At 71.9% G+C, this 19,765-nt stretch carries 18 protein-coding genes and 1 riboswitch; of the genes, 9 read left to right on the top strand and 9 right to left on the bottom strand.

What is annotated here, in order from left to right:
* Positions 1–106 precede the first annotated feature (106 nt).
* Together OG344_RS20905 and OG344_RS20910 are read left to right on the top strand one after the other, a co-directional pair.
* Positions 107–1,375 (top strand): sensor histidine kinase, encoded by a 1,269-nt coding sequence (locus OG344_RS20905; protein WP_405084527.1) that lies wholly within the window; start codon positions 107–109, stop codon positions 1,373–1,375.
* Entirely contained in the window at positions 1,372–2,025 is a 654-nt protein-coding gene (locus tag OG344_RS20910; protein WP_405084528.1) for a response regulator, read from the top strand. The genes OG344_RS20905 and OG344_RS20910 overlap by 4 nt, the downstream gene beginning before the upstream one ends.
* Positions 2,026–2,258: 233 nt before the next feature.
* Here OG344_RS20910 and OG344_RS20915 read toward each other — a convergent pair whose 3' ends face one another.
* The 4 genes from OG344_RS20915 to OG344_RS20930 are packed head-to-tail and all read right to left on the bottom strand — an operon-like array spanning position 2,259 to position 6,410.
* On the bottom strand, positions 2,259–3,890 hold the full coding sequence (locus OG344_RS20915) for a cytochrome bc complex cytochrome b subunit (protein WP_405084529.1): 1,632 nt from the start codon (positions 3,888–3,890) through the stop codon (positions 2,259–2,261).
* On the bottom strand, positions 3,890–4,966 hold the full coding sequence (locus OG344_RS20920) for a Rieske 2Fe-2S domain-containing protein (protein ID WP_405084530.1): 1,077 nt from the start codon (positions 4,964–4,966) through the stop codon (positions 3,890–3,892). Before OG344_RS20920 ends, OG344_RS20915 begins: the two co-directional genes overlap by 1 nt.
* Complete coding sequence (locus OG344_RS20925; RefSeq protein WP_405084531.1) at positions 4,963–5,775, bottom strand: c-type cytochrome; 813 nt, start codon at positions 5,773–5,775, stop codon at positions 4,963–4,965. The genes OG344_RS20920 and OG344_RS20925 overlap by 4 nt, the downstream gene beginning before the upstream one ends.
* Before the next feature lie 17 nt (positions 5,776–5,792).
* Positions 5,793–6,410 carry a heme-copper oxidase subunit III gene (locus OG344_RS20930; RefSeq protein WP_327045001.1) on the bottom strand — a complete coding sequence of 206 codons (618 nt, stop codon included), beginning with the start codon at positions 6,408–6,410 and terminating at the stop codon, positions 5,793–5,795.
* 163 nt (positions 6,411–6,573) lie between these two features.
* On the opposite strand from OG344_RS20930, the gene OG344_RS20935 reads away from it, so the two are divergent.
* Entirely contained in the window at positions 6,574–6,969 is a 396-nt protein-coding gene (locus OG344_RS20935; protein ID WP_405084532.1) for a hypothetical protein, read from the top strand.
* Positions 6,970–7,073: 104 nt separating this feature from the next.
* Positions 7,074–8,126, top strand: a complete 1,053-nt coding sequence (gene trpD, locus OG344_RS20940) for an anthranilate phosphoribosyltransferase (RefSeq protein WP_405084533.1) — start codon at positions 7,074–7,076, stop codon at positions 8,124–8,126.
* Positions 8,127–8,267: 141 nt separating this feature from the next.
* Here the strand turns inward: trpD and OG344_RS20945 are convergent, their stop codons facing one another.
* The 4 genes from OG344_RS20945 to OG344_RS20960 form a co-directional block, all read right to left on the bottom strand.
* The gene (locus OG344_RS20945) at positions 8,268–8,555 is read right to left on the bottom strand and encodes an Lrp/AsnC family transcriptional regulator (protein WP_150932978.1); all 288 of its coding nucleotides are present in this window, start codon (positions 8,553–8,555) and stop codon (positions 8,268–8,270) included.
* A 147-nt stretch (positions 8,556–8,702) separates the two neighbouring features.
* Positions 8,703–10,424: a DEDD exonuclease domain-containing protein gene (locus tag OG344_RS20950; protein WP_405084535.1), complete on the bottom strand. Its 1,722-nt coding sequence runs from the start codon at positions 10,422–10,424 to the stop codon at positions 8,703–8,705.
* A 100-nt stretch (positions 10,425–10,524) separates the two neighbouring features.
* Entirely contained in the window at positions 10,525–12,147 is a 1,623-nt protein-coding gene (locus OG344_RS20955) for a cellulose-binding domain-containing protein (protein ID WP_405084536.1), read from the bottom strand.
* Between the two features lie 248 nt (positions 12,148–12,395).
* Positions 12,396–12,671 carry a GNAT family N-acetyltransferase gene (locus OG344_RS20960; protein ID WP_405084537.1) on the bottom strand — a complete coding sequence of 92 codons (276 nt, stop codon included), beginning with the start codon at positions 12,669–12,671 and terminating at the stop codon, positions 12,396–12,398.
* Between the two features lie 296 nt (positions 12,672–12,967).
* Between OG344_RS20960 and OG344_RS20965 the strand changes: the two genes are divergently transcribed.
* From OG344_RS20965 to OG344_RS20985, 5 genes are all read left to right on the top strand, one after another.
* Positions 12,968–14,284 carry an NYN domain-containing protein gene (locus tag OG344_RS20965; protein WP_405084538.1) on the top strand — a complete coding sequence of 439 codons (1,317 nt, stop codon included), beginning with the start codon at positions 12,968–12,970 and terminating at the stop codon, positions 14,282–14,284.
* Positions 14,285–14,437: 153 nt separating this feature from the next.
* Positions 14,438–15,379 carry an NlpC/P60 family protein gene (locus OG344_RS20970; RefSeq protein WP_405084539.1) on the top strand — a complete coding sequence of 314 codons (942 nt, stop codon included), beginning with the start codon at positions 14,438–14,440 and terminating at the stop codon, positions 15,377–15,379.
* Between the two features lie 306 nt (positions 15,380–15,685).
* Positions 15,686–15,846, top strand: a riboswitch (cyclic di-AMP (ydaO/yuaA leader).
* 70 nt (positions 15,847–15,916) lie between these two features.
* Positions 15,917–16,480, top strand: a complete 564-nt coding sequence (locus OG344_RS20975) for a C40 family peptidase (protein WP_405084540.1) — start codon at positions 15,917–15,919, stop codon at positions 16,478–16,480.
* Between the two features lie 347 nt (positions 16,481–16,827).
* Positions 16,828–17,724, top strand: a complete 897-nt coding sequence (locus OG344_RS20980) for a hypothetical protein (protein WP_327045012.1) — start codon at positions 16,828–16,830, stop codon at positions 17,722–17,724.
* Between the two features lie 123 nt (positions 17,725–17,847).
* Positions 17,848–18,957 (top strand): glycosyltransferase family 4 protein, encoded by a 1,110-nt coding sequence (locus OG344_RS20985; protein ID WP_405084541.1) that lies wholly within the window; start codon positions 17,848–17,850, stop codon positions 18,955–18,957.
* A gap of 7 nt (positions 18,958–18,964) precedes the next feature.
* Here the strand turns inward: OG344_RS20985 and OG344_RS20990 are convergent, their stop codons facing one another.
* Entirely contained in the window at positions 18,965–19,732 is a 768-nt protein-coding gene (locus tag OG344_RS20990; protein ID WP_405084542.1) for an Nramp family divalent metal transporter, read from the bottom strand.
* Between the last annotated feature and the right edge of the window lie 33 nt (positions 19,733–19,765).

A 19,765-nucleotide genomic window follows, 5' to 3' on the forward strand; every position in this document is an offset into this window, starting at 1 on the left:
ACGCACCGCATCGGACCTTCAGGGACATTCGCCTCGGTGCCAGTCGACCATGGTTGTAGACCCCTGGTCGGATGCCGGGCTGAGGGCCGGCGGTTACGCTCTGATCATGCAGGTCACCTCCCCCAGCCCGCTGCTGAGGCGGCTGCCGCCCGGTGGCTGGGTGGTCCTGGCCTGGGGCGCCGGGCTGGCGTACACGTTCCTGACGCGACTGCGGCTGCCCGGCGAGTGGTCCTCCGCCGAGCGCCCGACGACGCAGCTCTACCGCTGGGACGGCCTGGCGGCCTTCGGGCTGGCCACCGCCCTGACGCTGGCGGGTGGCGTGCTGCTGAGCCGCCGTCCCCTGCCGGCCCTGACCCTGCTGCTCGCCGGGTCCGTCATCGCCACGATGCCGCTGGCGGCAGGGGAGATCCCGCTGCCCCAGTTCCTGGCGGTCGGTGTGGCGGTGTTCTTCATCGCCGCGGCCCGTCCGGGCGCGATCGGCGCCGCCGCCCTCGTCATGGCCCTCGCGGTGCTCACCGGCTTTCTGGCCACCCGGCTGCTGTGCGGCTGGACGATCGGCACCTCGGCCGAGCTGGCCGTGGCCCTGACGACCGTCATCGCCTGGCTGCTCGGCAACTCCGTGCGCCAGTCGCGTGAGCACGCCGAGGAGCTGAGCGCCCGCGCGGCGACCCAGGCGGTCACCGACGAGCGGCTCAGAATCGCCCGTGAGCTGCACGACATGGTCGCGCACAGCATCGGCGTCATCGCGCTCCAGGCCGGCGCGGCGCGGCGGGTCATCGACACCCAGCCGGATCGGGCACGTGACGCGCTCGGGGAGATCGAGACGGCCGGCCGCCAGACTCTGTCCGGGCTGCGCCGGATGCTCGGCGCGCTGCGGAGCCCCGAGCCGGGACGTTCACCGCGGCCGGCACCTCGGGAACCGGGGCCGGATCCGGCGTCCCTGAGAGCGTCTCCAGAACCGTCCCTGGAACCGGCGTCCCCGGATGCGGGGCTGGGCCTGGCCGACGTGGAGCGACTGGCCGCGCGGACGACGGACGCCGGGATACGCGTCGACGTGCACTGGCGGGGCGAGCGGCGTCCGCTGCCGCCGGAGATCGACGTTTCGGCCTACCGCGTCGTCCAGGAGGCCGTCACCAACGTGGTGCGTCACGCCGGTACGACGTCCTGCCGGGTGTCGATCGACTACCGGGACGACGAGGTACGCGTCGAGGTTCTCGACGACGGGCGGGGCGGCGGCAGCGTAGGGGCCGGCTACGGCCTGGTCGGGATGCGCGAGCGGGTCGGGCTGCTGCGTGGGTCCTTCTCCGCGGGACCCCGTCCCGGGGGAGGCTTCCGGGTCGAGGCCCGGCTGCCGGTTTCCGCGGCGGTCCCGTGACCGTCCGCGTGCTGCTCGCCGACGACCAGCCGCTGATCCGCGCCGCCCTGCAGATGGTCATCGCCGACGCGCCCGGTCTCGACCTCGCCGGAGAGGCGGGCACCGGCGCGGAGGCGGTGCGGATGGCGCGGGGGGTCCGGCCCGACGTCGTGGTGATGGACATCCGCATGCCGGAGATGGACGGCATCGAGGCCACCCGCCTGATCACCGCGGGCTGCGGGGCCCATGTCCTCGTCCTGACGACGTTCGACGACGACGAGCACGTCTACGGGGCGCTTCGTGCGGGGGCGTCCGGGTTTCTCGTCAAGGACATGGCCCTGGACGACATCCTCGCCGCGATCCGGGTCGTCGCGGCGGGCGACGCCCTGATCGCCCCGCGCGTGACCCGCCGGTTGATCGAGGAGTTCGCCGAGCGGCCCGCGCCCGGCCCGCGGCCTCGCCGCGTCGCGGGGCTCACCGAGCGGGAGACCGAGGTGCTGACCCTCGTCGGACGCGGACTGTCCAACGCCGAGATCGCCGCCGAGCTGTTCATCAGCCCCGCGACCGTCAAGACGTACGTGACGCGGCTGCTGGCCAAGCTCGACGCCCGCGACCGCGTACGGCTCGTCATCATCGCCTACGAGACGGGCCTCGTGTCACCCCCCGCGTGAGCACGAGAGCGCCCCGATGAGTGAAGCGGGAAACACCGAGCGAGCCGGAGGGGCGCGCCGGTGTCTGGACTGAGGAGCGCGCGCGGGAGCGAAGCGACCAGAGCGCGACGAGGGAAGACATCGGGCGTGAGCGCCCCGATGAGCGAAGCGGGAAACACGACGGCCCGGCGGGGGAGTGGTTCCCCCTGCCGGGCCGCTGCGCGCCGGTCAGGTCGTGCCGGTCAGGTTGTGCGTCAGAGGAGTTCCTTGCGCTCGCCGGCGCCGACGGCGGCGTGCTCCTCCTCGTGGTGGCCGTTGTGGTGGCCGTCGGTCAGCGGGACACGGTCGGTGCCGTACGCCTCGCTCATCCTGGTCCGGAGCCGGCCGATCGCGCTGCGGGCGCCCTTGGGCGGGATGCCGTCGCCGTCCGCCGCGCCCGTCAGGACCGGGATCTCCTTCTTGCCGCGGATGTGCTCGGCGATGTCCTCCGCCGGCGGCGTGTGGACCTCGATGTACTGGCCGTTCGGCATCCGCTTGATGACCCCGGACTCCACGCCGTGCGACAGCACCTCGGCGTCCTTGCGCTGGAGGCCGATGCAGATCCGGTAGGTGATCCAGTACGCGATCGCCGGGCCGATGAAGACGGCGAACCGCCCGATCCAGGTGGTCGTGTAGAGGTCGATGTGGAAGGTCGACGAGATCTCGTCGTTGGCGCCGAGCAGCCACAGGATTCCGTAGAACGTGATGGCCGAGATGCCGATCGAGGTGCGGTGCGGGTTGTTGCGCGGCCGGTCGCACACGTGGTGCTCGCGCCGGTCGCCGGTGACCCACTGCTCCAGGAACGGGTACAGCGCCAGGCCCGTCATGATGATGCCCATCGGCACCAGCGCCGGGATCAGCACGCTCAGCGTCACCGTGTGGTCGAGAAAGTTGATCTCCCACGACGGCATGATGCGGAGCGCGCCCTCCAGGAAGCCCATGTACCAGTCGGGCTGGGAGCCGGCCGAGATGTTCGCCGGGTTGTACGGCCCGAACAGCCAGATCGGGTTGATCTGGGCGAACGTGCCGAGCAGGGCGATGACCCCGAACGTGAACAGGAAGAACGCACCCGACTTGGCCATGAAGGCCGGATAGAACGGCGCGCCCACGACGTTCTTCTCGGTCCGCGCCTTGCCCGGCATCTGCGTGTGCTTCTGCACCCACATCAGGATCATGTGGGCCGAGATCAGCGCGAGCAGGATGCCCGGGATCAGCAGAATGTGGATCGTGTAGAACCGCGGGATGACGTCGTGGCCCGGGTACTCCCCGCCGAACAGGAAGAACGAGACGTAGGTGCCGACGATCGGGATCGACTGCGCGACGCCCTGGGTGATCCGCAGGCCCGCGCCGGAGAGCAGGTCGTCGGGGAGGGAGTAGCCGGTGAGGCCCTCCAGCAGCGCCAGCGTGAGCAGGCCGACGCCGATGAGCCAGTTGAGCTCACGCGGCTTGCGGTAGGCGCCGGTGAAGAAGATGCGCAGCGCGTGCACCGTCATGCCGGCGACGAACAGCAGCGCCGCCCAGTGGTGCATCTGCCGCATCAGCAGGCCGCCGCGGACGTCGAAGCTGATGTGCAGGGTCGAGGCGTACGCCTCCGACATGCGGACGTCGTACAGCGGGGCGTAGTTCCCCAGGTAGTTGACCTCGCCCATGCTCGGCTTGAACCAGAACGTCAGGAACGTGCCGGTCAGCAGCAGGATGACGAACGAGTAGAGCGCGATCTCCCCCAGAAGGAACGACCAGTGGTCGGGGAAGACTTTGCGCAGGTTGCGCTTGAGGAAGTTCCCCGCTCCCAGCCGGTCGTCGAGGAACGTCGACGGGCCCGTGATGGCCTTCGGAGGAGCGTTCATCACGCCTTCTCTCTTACTTCAGCTTCGGCGTCGCCGCGCTCCCAGAAGCTGGGGCCGACGGGGACCTTGAAGTCGGACTTCGCGACGAGGTACCCCTCCTCGTCGATGCCGAGGGGCAGCTGCGGCAGCGGCCGGGCCGCGGGACCGAAGATGACCTTGGCGCCGTCGGCCGCGTCGAAGGTCGACTGGTGGCACGGGCAGAGGATGTGGTGCGTCGTCTGCTCGTACAGCGCGGCGGGGCAGCCCACGTGGGTGCAGATCTTGGAGTAGGCGACGATGCCGTCGACGGTCCAGTTCTTGTTCGTGCCGGACTTGATCTCCTCCGGGCGGAACTTGAGCAGGATCAGCGTCGCCTTGGCCAGCGCGTTCAGGTCCTCCTCGTAGCCCTCGGGGACCACGGAGAGGATGCCGCCGGGCGAGTTGAAGTCGGCGGCGCGGATCGGCTGGCCGGTGCCCTCGACGACGAGCCGGCGCGGCTTGCCACCCTTCATGGGCTCTCCCCAGACGGTGTGCCGCAGCGAGGTCCCCGGCAGCGGGCCGAGGTCCTTCAGCAGCACCAGCGGGGCGAGGCCGAGCGGCGCCGCGGCCAGCAGCAGCGTGCGGCGCAGCAGCCTGTGCTTGACGAAGCCGCTCTCGTCCGCGCCCTGGAGGAAGGTCTCCTTGACGTGCTCGCGCGTGTCCCCGTCGGAGGCCATCAGGTGGCGCTCCTGGACCAGGTTGTACTTCGGCATGATCTGCCGCACCCACACCGTGACGCCCGCGCCCAGCGAGAGCAGGGCCAGCGCCAGCGTGCCGCCGAGCGCGTAGTTCGACGCGGCCGTCTTGTCGATCGTGCCGACCTGGAAGATCACGTACGCGGCGATGAAGGCCGCGCCGGCCAGGAAGGTGATCAGGAAGAGGAACGCGACCATGCGCTCCGCCTTGCGGACCTTGACCGGGTCCTGCGGGATCACACCTTCGACGCCCGCGGGCTCGTGGATCGGGTCGTGTTCCTCGATGGGCGCGTCGGCGGGCGGCGTGCCGATGACGCGCGTCGGCACCCGGCCGCTCTCGGGATACTCGTTCTGCTCTGTCATGCCTGCGCCCGTCGCTTCTTCGCGGTGATCCAGATGGAGGCCAGGATCAGGAGGCTGAGACCCACGACCCACGCCACGATGCCCTCGGTGACGGGGCCGATGCGGCCCAGGCCCGACCCGCCCGGGTCGACCTGCGACCGGACGTGGGTGATGTAGGCGATCATGTCACGCTTCTGCTCCGGCGTGATCGTGGAGTCGTTGAACACCGGCATCGCCTGCGGGCCGGTGACCATCGCCTCGTAGATCTCCGTCGGCGTCGCCGGGTTCAGCGACGGGGCGTACTTGCCGTAGGTCAGCGCACCGCCCGCGCCCACGAAGTTGTGGCACTGGATGCAGTTGGCCCGGAACAGCTCACCGCCCTTGGCGGGGTCGCCCAGCGCGGGGTTCACCTGCTCCTCGGTCGGCCGCGTCGGGCCGCCGCCCAGTGTCTGGACGTACGCCGAGAGCTGGTCGATCGCCTGGTCGGTGGCCCACTCGGGTCTGGGCTTGCGCGGAGCCTGGGGACCCGCGTCCGCGGCCGGCATGCGGCCGCTGCTCACCTGGAAGTCCACGGCGGCCGCGCCGACGCCGATGAGCGTCGGGGCCTTGCTGGTGCCCTCGGCGTTCAACCCATGGCAGCTCGCGCAGTGCGCGACGAAGAGGCTCTTGCCCTCCGCCGCGTCGTCGGCCTTGCCGGACGCGATCGCGGCGTCGGCGGTGCTGCCGTTCGGCGCGGCGAGCGCGTACCCGCCGCCGAGCAGGCCCAGCGCGAGCGCCACGACGGCGACTCGCGCGAGGGGATGGCGCCGTCGGGCGGTGATGGAGTTCACCGAAATCCCCGTTCCGATCATTTGATGATGTAGATGGTCGCGAAAAGGCCGATCCAGACCACGTCGACGAAGTGCCAGTAGTAGGACACGACGATCGCGCTGGTCTGCTGCTCATACGTCAAGCGCTTCGCGGCGTACGTGCGTCCCAGGATGAACAGGAACGCGATCAGACCACCCGTCACGTGCAGACCGTGGAAGCCCGTGGTCAGGAAGAACACCGAGTCGTACGGGGAGTGCGAGAGGACGTGACCCTCGCGCGCCAGGTTCCCGTACTCGTAAAGCTGACCGCCCACGAAGAAGGCGCCCATCAGGAAGCTTACGACATACCAGAAACGCAGCTTCTTGACCTGGCCTCTTTCCACAGCCCAGACGCCCAGCTGGCACGTGACACTCGACAGGACCAGAACGGTCGTGTTGAAGGTCGCGAACGGGACTTCGAGGTGCGCCTCGGGCCAGTGCGTGCCCTGGCCGAGGCTGACCGACCGGATGGTGAAGTACATCGCGAACAGCGCCGCGAAGAACATGAGCTCAGAGGACAACCACACGATGGTGCCCACCTGGACCAGGTTCGGCCGGCTGGACCCGTGCGGTCTCGTCGTCGTAGTAATTGCGGATGCTGTCGCCACGCCCAGCATTATTGCGGCTCTCCAGGTCGGGTCGCCCCACGACCCCCCGCTAGGGTCCGTCCGCGCCCTCGGAAGCGGGCATGCCATGGCGGGAGCCCCGGGGCTGCGAGCCTGGCAGCCGCGCCGGTAGCATCACGATGACCATACCCCGCGATTCGACAGTGAGCGTGTAATGAGGGTTCTCGTCTACAGCGACGACGCAGGCACCCGGGAGAAGGTGCGGCTGGCCATCGGACGGCGCCCCGCCGCTGACGTGCCCCTCGTCGAGATCGTCGAGTGTGCGACCCAGCCGGCCGTGCTCAGGCAGCTCGACTCCGGTGAGATCGGCGTGGCCGTGCTCGACGGCGAGGCGGTGCCGGCCGGCGGCATGGGAGTGAGCCGCCAGGCCAAGGACGAGGTGCACGACTGCCCGCCGATCCTGCTGCTCATCGCCCGCAGGGACGACCGCTGGCTGGCCAACTGGTCCCGCGCCGACGCGGTGGTCGCGCACCCGCTCGACCCCGTCGTGCTCGCGGAGGCGGTCGCCGACCTCATGCGGCGCCGCCTGAGCGTCACCCGGGCGCACTGACCTGCTCTTCCGGCGTTTCAGCCAGGGTCTTGCCGCAACTTTCACCCGGCGCCCTCTACGACCTGGCATCTCCGACCTGACCTCGACATATCGCGGAGCCCACGATGGACACGCGCACCACCTGGCCCTCGACGCTGAACGCCCTGCTCGCGGGGGAGAACCTGACGGCCGACGAGACGGCCTGGGTCATGGGGGAGATCATGTCGGGGGCGGCGACCCCGGCGCAGATCGCCGCCTTCGCCGTCGCGCTGCGGGCCAAGGGCGAGACGGTCGCCGAGGTGACCGGCCTCGTCCGCACCATGTTCGAGCTGGCCACCCCGCTCACGGTCGAGGGGCCGGTGCTCGACATCGTCGGCACGGGCGGCGACCGGGCGCACACGGTGAACGTCTCGACGATGGCGGCGATCGTCGCGGCCGCCGCCGGAGCGAGGGTCGTCAAGCACGGCAACCGCGCCGCCTCCTCGTTGTGCGGGGCGGCCGACGTGCTGGAACGCCTGGGTGTCGCGCTCGACCTGGCGCCGCGGCTCACCGCCAGGGTGGCGGTGGAGGCGGGCATCGCCTTCTGCTTCGCGCCCCTCTACCACTCCGCGCTGCGGTTCACCGGCCCGCCGCGCAAGGAGATCGGCGTGCCGACGGTCTTCAACTTCGTCGGGCCGCTGGCGAATCCCGCGCGCCCCGCCGCCCAGGCGATCGGAGTGTTCGACGCCCGGATGCTGCCGGTGATGGCCGGCGTGTTCGCCGAGCGCGGTGTCTCGGCGCTCGTGTTCCGGGGCGACGACGGCCTCGACGAACTGTCGACGGCCGCGCCGTCGACGGTCTTCGTCGTCCGGGAGGGCACCGCGACCCGGACCGTCTTCGACCCGGCCGACCTCGGCATCCCCCGTTCCGAACCGGGCGACCTGCGCGGCGGCGACGTGGACTTCAACGCCGCGGCGGTGCACGACCTGCTGCGCGGCAAGACCGGGCCCGTACGGGACGCCGTGCTGCTCAACGCGGCGGCCGGCCTGGTCGCGTACGACGGCCCCGGCGACGACCTCGTCGCCGACCTGCGCGCGGCGTACGCGCGGGCGGTGGAGGCGGTCGACTCGGGCAGGGCGGCGAAGACCCTGGAGCGGTGGGTGGACCTGAGCCGCACGCTCGGCTCCTCCGGCGCCTGACCCGGCCGCCGGGGCTCACGGCACCTGGGAGCGTGCGGCGCTGTTCGGCGGCTCGGTGGCCGAGCATCCGCTGCCGGGCGGCTTCGAGGTCCGCGTCCGCCTCCTGCGCCCCGCCTGACCGTCCCGGGCGGCCTGGCCGAGTCAGTCGGCGTCGCTGAGGCCGATCGAGAAGGCCGCCTCCAGGTCGTGGCGGGAGTAGGTCCGGAAGGCGATGTGGGTCTCGGTGTGCCGCACGCCGGTCACCTTGTTGATGCGGCCCGGCACGACCTCGGCCACCTCGTCGTACCTGGCGACCCTGACCATGGCCAGCAGGTCGAACTCGCCGGTGATCGAATACACCTCGCTGACGCCGTCGACCTCGGCGATGGCCTCGGCGACCTCGGGAATCCGGTCGACATCCGCCTTGATGTGGACGATCGCGGTGACCATTCGGGCCTCTCCTGCTGTGTCGCGGCTTCGCTGTCGCACCCGACACTAGTGCCCCCGTCAGCGCCCTCTATTTCGGGCCGGTACTGCGATGTCACCTGGCAGTGGCGCGGGCGGTGCCGCGCGCCGGGTCCTCCGGTGCGCGTGGGATCACCGTAGTGGGCGGCCCTCGCGGCGGTCGCCGCGCAGGTGCAGGTAGGCACGCTCGATCCGGCCGACCAGCCGCCCCGCGCCGTACGCCGGGAGGCTCCAGACGCCGTCGACCTGGACCAGGCGCACGCCGGGGGAGTCGAGCCACCTCAGCACGCATTCGGTCTCCTCGGCGCTGGCGGCGGGGGTCGGGCCGGGGCCCGGCGTCACCGTCTCCGCGGTGGCGACCAGCGCGTCCACGTACGGCGTGGGGTGGGCGCCCCGCGGCATGACGCCCGCCGCGGCGAGCCTGCCGTACCGGATGACGTGGATGTCCCAACCGCCGCCGAAGGCGGGGCTGGCCGCGACCATCTGGGGGATGCCGGTCAGCGACCGGAGGCGCTGCATGCGCGCCGCGGTCCGGACGTAGGCCGCGAGGCGGTCGCGGTCGACCGCCGCCTCCTCGTATCGCTGCTCGTCGGCCAGGCGCCGCATGCGCGCCTCCATCGCGGAGAAGACGGCCTCGGCGTCGTGCTCCATCGCGTGCCGGGCTCGGTCGGCGTGCCGGGAGTAGGTCTCCTCGCTCTCCCGCCCCTCGCAGGGCGCGCCGCAGCGGCCGATCTCCGCGAGCGCGCAGGCCGGCCGCCGCGCCCGGGCCGACAGCCGTTCGGTGCACTGGCGCAGCGGCAGCGCCTCGTGCATCGCCGTGCGCGCGTCGTCGGCCGTGCGGCTGCTGCCGAACGGCCCGAGATAGGCCGCACCGTCGTCGCGCACCTCCCGGACGACGCTGAGCCGCGGGAACGGCTCGTTCGTCAGCTTCAGCCAGACCACCCGCTCGGGGAAGCGGGACCTCCTGTTGTAGCGGGGCTTGGTCGTCCCGATCATCCGCAGTTCGCGGATCTCCGCCTCCAGCGCGGTGGCGCAGACGATGGTCCTGACCCGCTCGGCGATGCCGACCATCTCGCGGATGCGCGAGCGCGTCTCGCTCGCGGTGAAGTAGCTGCGCACGCGGTTGCGCAGGTTGGAGCTCTTGCCGATGTACAGCGCCTCGCCCCTGGCGTCCTCGAAGACGTACACGCCCGGCGCGCCGGGCACCCCGTCGGCGAGGTGGCGTTTTCGCTGCTGCTCGCGCGTGGGGGCGCGCACGAATCCGCGCAGCTCCTCCAGCGTGTGCACGCCGAGCGAGCCGACCCGGGCGATGAGACCGTGCAGCACGTCGACCGTGGCCTTGGCGTCGGCCAGCGCCCGGTGGCAGGGCTCGGTGGAACTGCGGAAGACCCGGGCGAGGGTGCCGAGCTTGCAGTTGGGGGTCTCGTCACGGGTGAGCACCCGGCGCGCGAGGTCGGCCGTGTCCACCACGGGGTTGGCCGGAGGCGGGTAGCCGCCCGCCTGGCAGGCCGCCTTCAGGAACGACATGTCGAACGGCGCGTTGTGCGCCACCAGCGCAGCCCCCGCGATGAACTCCAGAAAGCTCGGCAGCACCTCGGTGAACTTCGGCGCGGCCATGACCATCGCGTCGGTGATGCCGGTGAGCACGGAGATGAACGGCGGGATCGGGCCGCCGGGGTCGACCAGGGTGGCGAACTCGCCGACCACCTCGCCGCCGCGGACCTTCACCGCCCCGATCTCCGTGATGGCGTGCTCCGCGGCCGACCCGCCGGTGGTCTCCAGGTCGAAGACGACGAACGTCACCTCCCGCAGGGGAGTGCCGAGCTCGTCCAGCGTGCCCTGTACCGCGTCCACGCCAAGACCATAGAGATTCCGACCGACATTTGCCTTCCCTGGGCGGCCCGGGAGCTTCCTCCCGGGACGGCCCGGCCTGGCCGGACCGCCCCGGAGGAAACTAGCCGAAGGTCACGACGAGGCGGCCGTCGGAGGCGAAGGACCAGCGCGGCGCTCCCCGGTAGGAGGAGCAGCGGGACCCGTTCGAGCCGGACCAGAACTGGTTCGAACTGTCGGAGTTGCCGACGATCTTGTCGTTCGATCCGCCGCCGCTGCGGCACGAGGTGTTGTTGCGGAACACCGAGGTGCCCGCGTCGAAGGAGTAGTTGCGTTCGGCGTTGTCGACGCTGACGTTGTCCGAGATCGTCATCGTGCCGAGGTTGCGGTTGTAGGTGAACCCGTGGTGCCCGTTGTGATAGGCGATGTTGCGGCGGATGACGTGGTTGACCCCGATGTCCTCGCCGCCGAGCTTGTAGCCGTTGCGGTCGCCGGCCCCGGCCTGGCTGCCGTCGGTGAGGGTGCCGTTGTTGTAGGACAGGGAGTCTTCGATGGTGACCGGGCCGATGGCTCCGGTGTCCGTCTTGGTGTAGAGGTCCCAGCCGTCGTCGATGTTGTTGTGGGAGACGTCGTAGCGGAAGACGTTGCCGTTGCCGACGGTCAGCTTCGCGGCGAAGCCGTCGGCGTCCTCACCGTCGGAGTCGGCGTTGTCGTGCGACTCCGAGCTCACGACGAGGTTGTTGGACGGCCACTGGGCGCGGGGGGTGTCGGAGGCGATCCGGCCGAGTTGCAGCCCGGTGTCCCGGTTGAACCGCGTCACCGTGCGCTCGATGATGTTGTTGCTGCCACCGACGTAGATCCCGTTGTCGCCGGCGCGCTGGACGACGACGCCGTAGACGTGCCAGTACGACCCGTACAGCGCGAGCCCCCGGTTCGACGAGGACTGGCTCTGCGCGGAGAAGTTCAGCACCGGGGTCTCGCCGGGGTAGGCCGACAGCTTCTTGCGGGCGCTCGACGTGCCGTTGTTCCCCGCCGCGATGGTCACCGTCTGCGAGAGGTTGTACGTCCCGCCGCGCAGGTAGATCGTCCCGCCGGCGGCGACGCGGGTGATCGCCGACGCGAGCGTCGTCGGGTCCGAGATCGTCCCGGACGCACCTGTGGCGCCGCCCGGCGACACGTACAGCGCGGAGCCGGACGGTCCCGTGGGCGTGGACGTCGGTGTGGACGTCGGGGTCGACGTGGGCGTCGAGGTCGGGGTCGACGTCGGCGTCGATGTGGGGGTGGCCTGGGGAGTGCGGGTGGGGGTCGCGCTCGGGCTGACGTTGATGGTGTTGCAGGCCTCACCGTTCAGGGTGAACGCGGCCGGCTTGGGGTTGGAACCCGACCAGGTGCCGTTGAAGCCGATCAGCACCGAGGCGCCGGTGGCGATGGCGGCGTTGTAGTCCATGTTCCTGGCGGTGACGTTCTGCCCGCTCTGGCTGTAGGTGGCCGACCAGCCGACGTCGACCTTCTGGGCGGGGTCGGGGAAGGTGAACCCCAAGGTCCAGCCGTTGATCGCGCTGCCCAGGTTCTGGATCGTGATGCTCGCGCTGAACCCGCCCCACCACTCACTGTAGGTGTAGGTCACGGCGCAGCCGGTCGCGGCCTGGGCGGGCGCCGTGGCGGCCAGCGCCGCCGCGGCGAGGGTGACCGCCGCCGCCCCGGCGGCCAGGCGAGCCGCGCGGGCCCGGGGGATGGTGAGGCGCATCGAATCTCCCTGAGTGACGGGTGACGCCGTGTCGAGGCCCGGGAGGCGCCCGCACCGGCCGGCGACGGTGACGGCCGGGGCGGCTCCCCGTCGCCGCGGGGCCGCGTCCGAAGTGCCCGTACCGTAAAATCCACCGGGGAGTTAGTCAACGCGTCAAACTTATTCCACGCCGTATGCTGCGCTGACGCCTGAAACGAACGGCCCGTTCTTTCATTTCCCGCGGTTCCGCCCTTGGGTGGAGGCGGGCGTCAGGCCCGGTGCCCGGCGGAGGCGGCGGGGGACGCCCGCCACTCGCGCGCCAGCATCGCGTAGACCAGTTCGTCGCTCCACGCGCCGGCGAAGAACTCGTTCTCGACCAGACGGGCCTCCAGGCGCTTCGTCTCCTCCCGCGTACGGGCGTCCCAGTAGAGATACCGCGTGACCTCGGGAAGCGATTGGAAGGCGTGCAGGTCGTCGAGGTCCGCCTCGGTGAAGGGACGCAGGACCAGCCGGGGGGTGATGATCGGGTACGGCGGGGTGAACACTCCGCCGAGCGTACGGACCGGACCGCCCCGGGCGCCAGCGGATCACCGCGCGGCCGGTGACAGATCATGAACCGGACATGGACACGGTGCGACGGCCGTACCCTTGAAGAAGGACAAGAACAGAGGACTATCTCGCAGATCTTGCCGTGTGAGGGGCGCCGTGCGGGCGCGCCGCGAGGCCCGGCCTCGTCGGAGCCCGCTCCCGGGCCCCCACACCGGGGGCGACAGCTCCGCGAGGCGCCGCCGGGCGATCCCGGCAGGCGGCAGGTCTGCAGGAACGGCCGAGGAGCGACGAGATGAGTTCAGCCGGAGAAGGCCTGTCTCGTCCGTTGCCGGAGCAGGTCCGCTTACACGTCGTGGAGGTCGCGGGGCAGGTGCTGGGCACGATGCCCGCCGCGACCGTGCCGCCGCCGCTGCGCGGCATCGCCAGGTTCGACCCGCGCAAGCGCGCCCGCCTGGGCAGCGCACCGATCGCGGCCCAGCTGGAGAACGACAAGGAGTTCCGCGAGCAGGTCGCCGAGGCGCTGGAGACGGCCTGGCCCGAGCTGGTGGCGAGCCTCGCCGAGGGGACGGTGCCGCCGGCGGCCGAGCCGGTGCTGGTCGCGGCGGCGGCCTACCTGACCCGTCCGCCCGGCTGGCCGGACCTGGTCGAGCAGGCGCGGACCGACCTGGAGCAGGCCGCCGCGGCGGGCACGCAGCGGGAGCAGGCGGAGACGCGGCTGCGCGAGCAGCTCGCGGCGCAGCGCGCGTCCGCCAGGGAGGAGATCGACCGGGTCCGCGAGCAGCTCAAGGCGGCCCGCGCGGAGAACTCCGACCTGAGGCGCAAGCTGCACGACGCGCGTGAGCGGGTCAAAGCGGCCGAGGCCAGGGCGGCCGAGCTGGAGGCCGGGACGGCCGAGGCGCGGGCCAGGGCGGCGAGCGCCAACGGCGCCGCGGAGACCGAGCTGCGCAGGCTCAGGGAGCGCCTGGCGGACACCGAGCGTCAGCTGGAGGCCAGCCGCCGCGCCGCCCGCGAGGGCCGCAGCATGGAGGACGCCCGCGTACGGGTGCTGCTGGACGCCCTGCAGGACGCCGCCGCGGGGCTGCGCAAGGAGCTCGGCCTGCCGACCACCATCAGCAGGCCGGCCGACTACGTGAACGCGATCGTGCCGGGCGAGCCCGGCGTGACGGCGGTGCCCGCGCGGGCGCTGGCGAACGACGACCCCCAGCTCCTCGACCTGCTCCTCGCGCTGCCCAACCTGCACCTGATCGTCGACGGCTACAACGTGACCAAGACCGGCTATCCGACGCTGACCCTCGCCGACCAGCGCGCCCGCCTGCTCACCGGGCTGGGCGGCCTCGCCGTGCAGGCGCGCGTAGAGGTGACGTGCGTCTTCGACGGCGCCGAGCTGAACGGGCCCGTGCAGGTCTCAGCGCCGCGCGGGGTGCGGGTGATGTTCAGCGCGCCCGGCGAGATCGCCGACGACCTCATCCGCACGCTCGTGCGCGCCGAGCCGCCGGGGCGCGGCATCGCGGTCGTCTCCTCCGACCGCGAGGTGGCCGACTCCGTCCGCCGCATGGGCGCCCGGCCGGTGCCCTCGCTCCTGCTGCTGCGTCGCCTCGGCCGCGGCTGATCCGGTGCGGCACGCTCCGTACGGAGGCCGATTCGGTGAGTGATGACTGCCGCGAATAGCTGCGAATAGGTTGAAGCGCCAAGATCGCCTAGATAGAGTCGCGCCTCAGGTTCGTTGATCCCGAAGGGGGCCCGAGTGCGAGGGCGTGTGCCGGTGGCCGCTGGGTTGGCCGCCGTGGTCCTGCTGACGCCGCTGACGGGCGCGCAGGCCGATCCGAAACCCACCCTTGCCCAGGCCAAGGCGAAGCTGAGCCGGCTGAACGCGCAGGCGGACAAGCTCGTGGACCGCTACAACGCGGCCGGTGAGAAGTGGAAGTCGGCCAGGAAGAAGTATCTGGCGCTCAACGACGACTTCAAGAAGCAGAACGCGCGGGTCGAGGCGCTGCGCTCGGGGCTGGTGACCATGGCGGTCAGCAGCTACCAGGTGGGCGACATCGGATCCTGGGGCGTCTTCTACAACCCCGACCCCGACACCATGCTCAGCGGTCTCGCCACGTACAACCACATCTCCGCCGAGCGCGTCGGGCGGCTCCAGCAGTACGAGGGCGCCATCCAGGGCCTGAAAGACCGGCGGGACCAGACGAAGACGGTCTACGCCGAGGCCGCCAAGGTCAGGAGCGAGCTCGCCGACGAGAAGAAGAAGGTCGACGCGCTCGTCAACGAGCAGATGAAGCTGTTGCGCTCGCTCGGCACCTACAACGCGGGCAATCCCAACAGCGCGGGCGTCGCCTACAAGGGCTCCGCGTCGGGCAACGCCCTGTCTGCGCTCCAGTTCGCCTACAAGCAGGTCGGCAAGCCGTACCGCTACGGGAGCAGCGGGCCGGACTCCTGGGACTGCTCCGGCCTCGTCCAGGCCTCCTGGGCGGCGGGCGGAGTCGGCCTGCCGCGTACGAGCTACGAGCAGTGGGCGTGGGGCGCGAGCCGCCGCGTGTCCCTCGACGCGCTCCAGCCGGGCGATCTGCTCTTCCACGCGGGCTTCGGTCACGTGGGCCTGTACGCGGGCGACGGCAAGGTCGTCCACGCTCCGCAGACCGGCGATGTTGTGAAGATTGTCACACTCGCGGAGTATCACGCGATCGGTGCCGTCCGCCCCTGACGGCCAGTGTGATCTTTGTTCCGGATGTGCGCTAAGTGCCGAATTTGGGCGTTGCGATGCCTGGTGTGAGCAGAGTCACACTCATCCTGCTGTGGCGTGGGTAAGCTGCGGTTTCTCCTGTGCCGCCTTCGTTATCCGATCTTTATATGCCGGGGTGGCTTTGCCGAGAGCCGCCCGATCTGGGTAGCTTCTGGGCCGCGGCGAGCACGCCTCGCCGCGGCGAGCCCGGCCCGGCCGGCCGGGCCCGCGTCATCCACCGTCGCCGGCGCCGTCCGTCTACTTGCTCCCTCAGGGGATATTCCGGGCGCCGGGGACCTGCCGAGTCCGTGCAGTCAGGAGGCACGGAGCCGGGGAACCATCGACCTTCTTCGCGAAGGTCCGGGGTGAATCGGCGCGTCCACGCGCCGTAGGGCGACTTCCCCGCCCGAACCCGTCAGCTAACCCGGTAGGCGTACGCGGAAGATCCAAGGAGAGATCCTGTCTACCACCCCCGCTAGCCTGTCCCGTCTTGCCCGAATTGCCCTTGGGGGTGCCGCTTTGACGGCATCCGTGGGGATCGCCGGCGCGCAGCCGGCGGCGGCCGACTCGGTGACGGTCACGGTCACGAAGTTGGCCGCGGAGACGAACGCGAGGTCCGCCACCACAGGGGCGGCCAAGAAGGCCGCGAAGAAGGCGACCAAGAAGGCGACCAGGAAGGCGGTCGCCAAGCGGAAGAAGCTCAGCAAGGCCACGCTCCAGCTGGCCAAGGCGCAGCGAGCGGTCACGACCGCGAGGAAGCAGATCGGCGACCCCTACCGCTACGGCGCCAGCGGACCGGGCGCGTTCGACTGCTCGGGCCTGGTCACCTACGCCTGGCGCAAGGCCGGCGTACGGCTGCCGCGCACGACGTGGTCCATCCGCAGCGCCGTACGGAAGAAGGTGTCCTGGGGTCACTTCAAGCCCGGCGACCTCATCTTCACCAGCGGCGGTGGCCACGTCGGCATGTACGTCGGGCACGGCAGGATGATCCACGCCCCGCACAGCGGCACACGGGTCAGGATCGACAAGCTCGACTCCTACCGCAGGGCGACCTTCGTGGGCGCCGTACGCCCCGGCGTCTGATCGGTCCCCCGGTCCCCGGTGCCGGGCCCGTCGTCGCCGGCATCACTCCACGGCTCCGTCCTCCCCTCGCGGGTGGGCGGAGCCGTGGCGTTCCCCGACGCTGACAGGCCGGCTGACGGATCGGCCGGCGATGGCGGGCGCCTGGTAGCGTGCTCGCGTCAGGTCCCGCGGACGGGACGTCGCTGGCAGGCTCGAACGCCTCTGGAGACCCGGTAAGACCCCCTATGTGGCACAGGCTGGCGAAGCAGGAGACCGCGGGAGCGCCGTACGCGCGGCACAGGCCGGATCTGCGGCGTCCCCGCCGAGGAGCTCATGCTCGTCGCTTCGGCCCCCGCCGGTTCGCGTCCATGGCCGTCGCGCTGGCCGCGCTGCTGGCCGGTACGGCCGCCGCGGCGCCGCCCGACCCCCTCTCGCCCCTGCTTTCCCGGGCCCGCGCCGCCGTGCGCGAGCAGCCCGGCATGTGGACCGGCGCCTCCGTCGCCCGTGGCGAGCACGCCGTCGTCGTCGGCGCGCCGCGGCGGCTGGTCGCCGAGATCGCCCGGCTGGCGGGCCGCGCCGACCGCACGGTCACGCGGGTCTGGGGAGAGCACGGCGGCGCGGTGGTCCTCGTGCCGCGCACCGAGGAGCAGGCGGCCCTTCTGGCCGCCCCGGCGGTGGTCGGCGGCCTCGCGGCCGTCGCGACCGGCGACCGGGTGATCGTGCAGCCCGCCGCGTTCGCCCGCCTGTCCGCGGCCGGCCGCCAGGTCGTCGTGACCCACGAGCTGACGCACGTCGCGGCCTCCGGGCCCCGCGCGGTGCCGATGTGGCTCCTGGAGGGCTTCGCCGACTATGTGGGCTACCTCGACAGCGGCCTGCCCGTTCACACGATCGCCGCCGAACTCGCCGCGGACCTGCGAGCCGGCGGTGGAGCCGGAGCGGAAGCCGACACAGCGGTCGGCGCGGAGGCCGGCACAGGGGCTGGTCCAGCGGCCGGCACCGCGGCTGACACAGCGGCCGGCGCGCCGTTGGCCCGTCTGCCGGAACCCGCGGACTTCGCCGCCAGGCCCGCCCAGGCGTACGAGGAGGCCTGGCTGGCCTGCCGTTACATCGCCGCCCGGTTCGGTGAGCGGAGACTGGTCGCCCTCTACCGCGCCGCGCTGCGTGAGGACGCCGATGCCGCGCTGCGGGATGTCCTCGGGCTGACCACCGCCGAGCTGACCCGCCTCTGGCGGTCCTCCGTACGGGCCGAGCTGGCCCGGTCCTGATCCCGGTCCTGATCGCGGTCCTGATCCTGGGGCAGGCGAGAGGCGGGACGGGCCTGCGAGAATGCGTTCCCGGGCGGGCCGCGTGGCCGTGGGCCGTCCGCCGCACCGATGCCGGGGGTGAGGATGGCGAACAAGACGTTGATCGTCACGAACGACTTCCCGCCCAGACCGGGAGGCATCCAGGCGTTCGTGCACGGCCTCGCCTCCCGCAGGCCGCCCGGCTCGGTCGTCGTGTACGCGCCTCGCTGGAAGGGGTGTGAGGAGTTCGACACCCGCCAGCCGTACGAGGTGGTCCGTCATCCCTCCACGCTCATGCTGCCGACGCGTGCGGTGGCGGGCAGGGCGGCGGCGCTGGTGGAGGACGGCGCCACCGTCGTCTTCGGCGCCGCCGCGCCGCTCGGCCTGCTCGCCCCCGCCCTGCGTGCCGCCGGCGCGGCGCGGATCGTCATGCTGACCCACGGGCACGAGGCGTCCTGGGCACGGCTGCCCGGCGCCCGCGGCATGCTGCGCCGGATCGGGGCGGGCGCCGACGTCGTGACCTACCTCGGTGAGTACACGCGCCGACTGCTCGCCCCGGTGATTCCCGCCCCCCGGCTCGTACGGCTCGCTCCGGGCGTGGACACCGAAGCCTTCCGCCCCGGCGCGGGCGGCGGGCGGGTCCGGGCGGCGCTCGGCCTGGGCGACCGGCCGGTGGTCGTCTGCGTCTCCCGGCTGGTGCCCCGCAAGGGACAGGACGTGCTGCTGCGGGCCTGGCCGCTCGTCCTGCGGCGGGTGCCCGGAGCGGTGCTGCTGCTGGTCGGCGGTGGCCCTTCACGGCGGTCGCTGGAACGGGCGGTCGCCGGGGCGGGGCCGCGCGGATCGGTGGTGATCACCGGGTCTGTCCCGTGGGCGGATCTCCCGGCCCACTACGACGCCGGAGACGTGTTCGCCATGCCGTGCCGCAGCAGGTTCGGGGGGCTCGACGCCGAAGGGCTCGGCATCGTCTATCTGGAGGCGTCGGCGACCGGCCTGCCGGTGGTCGCCGGTTCCTCGGGAGGCGCCCCCGACGCCGTACGGCACGGCGAGACCGGCCTGGTGGTCGACGGCAGGTCGCACACGGCAGTGGCGGGCGCGCTGTGCGACCTGCTGGCCGACCCGGCCCGCGCCCGCGCGATGGGCGAGCGGGGCCGGGCCTGGATCGAGGAGGAGTGGGGCTGGGAACGCGTCGCGGCCCGGTTCGCGGCACTGCTGTGATGGGTCCTCAGCCGGTGAAGACCTCCACCAGCAGGAACCCGTTCAGCGCGCTGATCACGGTGGCGACGGCGATGCCGGCCGCGGTGGTCGCCCGGCGGTTGACCAGATCGCCCATCAGAGCGCGGCGGGCGGTGAACACGACGAGCGGGACCAGGGCGAACGGGATGCCGAACGACAGCGCGACCTGGCTCAGGACGAGCGCCCGGGTAGGGTCCATCCCCACGGCCAGGATCGCCATGGCCGGCAGGATCGTGACCAGGCGGCGCGCCAGGAGCGGCACGCGGCGGCGCAGGAAGCCCGCCATGATCACCTGCCCGGCGTACGTGCCGACGCTGGAGGAGGCCAGGCCGGAGGCGAGCAGGGCGAGCGCGAACGCGACCGCCGCCCCGGGGCCGAGGACCTCGCCGAGCCCGGCGTGGACGGCTTCCAGGCCGCCGAGGTCGCTTCCGTCGAAGGTCGCGGCGGCGACGGTGAGCATCGCCATGTTCACCAGCCCCGCCGCGCCGAGCGCGACGGCGATGTCGACGCGGCTGGCCTGGAGGGCCGCCCGGCGCGGGTCCCGGGCGCCTCGGCTCTGAGTGAGGGCTCGGGGCTGCCGGGTGAGAGGCCCATGGTGCTGAGGGATGCCCCCGGGTTGCCGCAGGAGAGCCCCCTGGTGCTGCGTCAGAGCACTGTGCAGGTAGACGACATGCGGCATGACGGTCGCTCCGACGATCCCGGTCGCCAGCAGCAGGCTGTCCGGCCCGGCGAGGCGGGGAACGAAGCCGCCCGCCACGCCCGCGAGGGACCCCGACAGAAGCCTCGCTGA

This window comes from Microbispora sp. NBC_01389 (genome assembly GCF_045040095.1).
Classification (GTDB): Bacteria; Actinomycetota; Actinomycetes; order Streptosporangiales; family Streptosporangiaceae; genus Microbispora.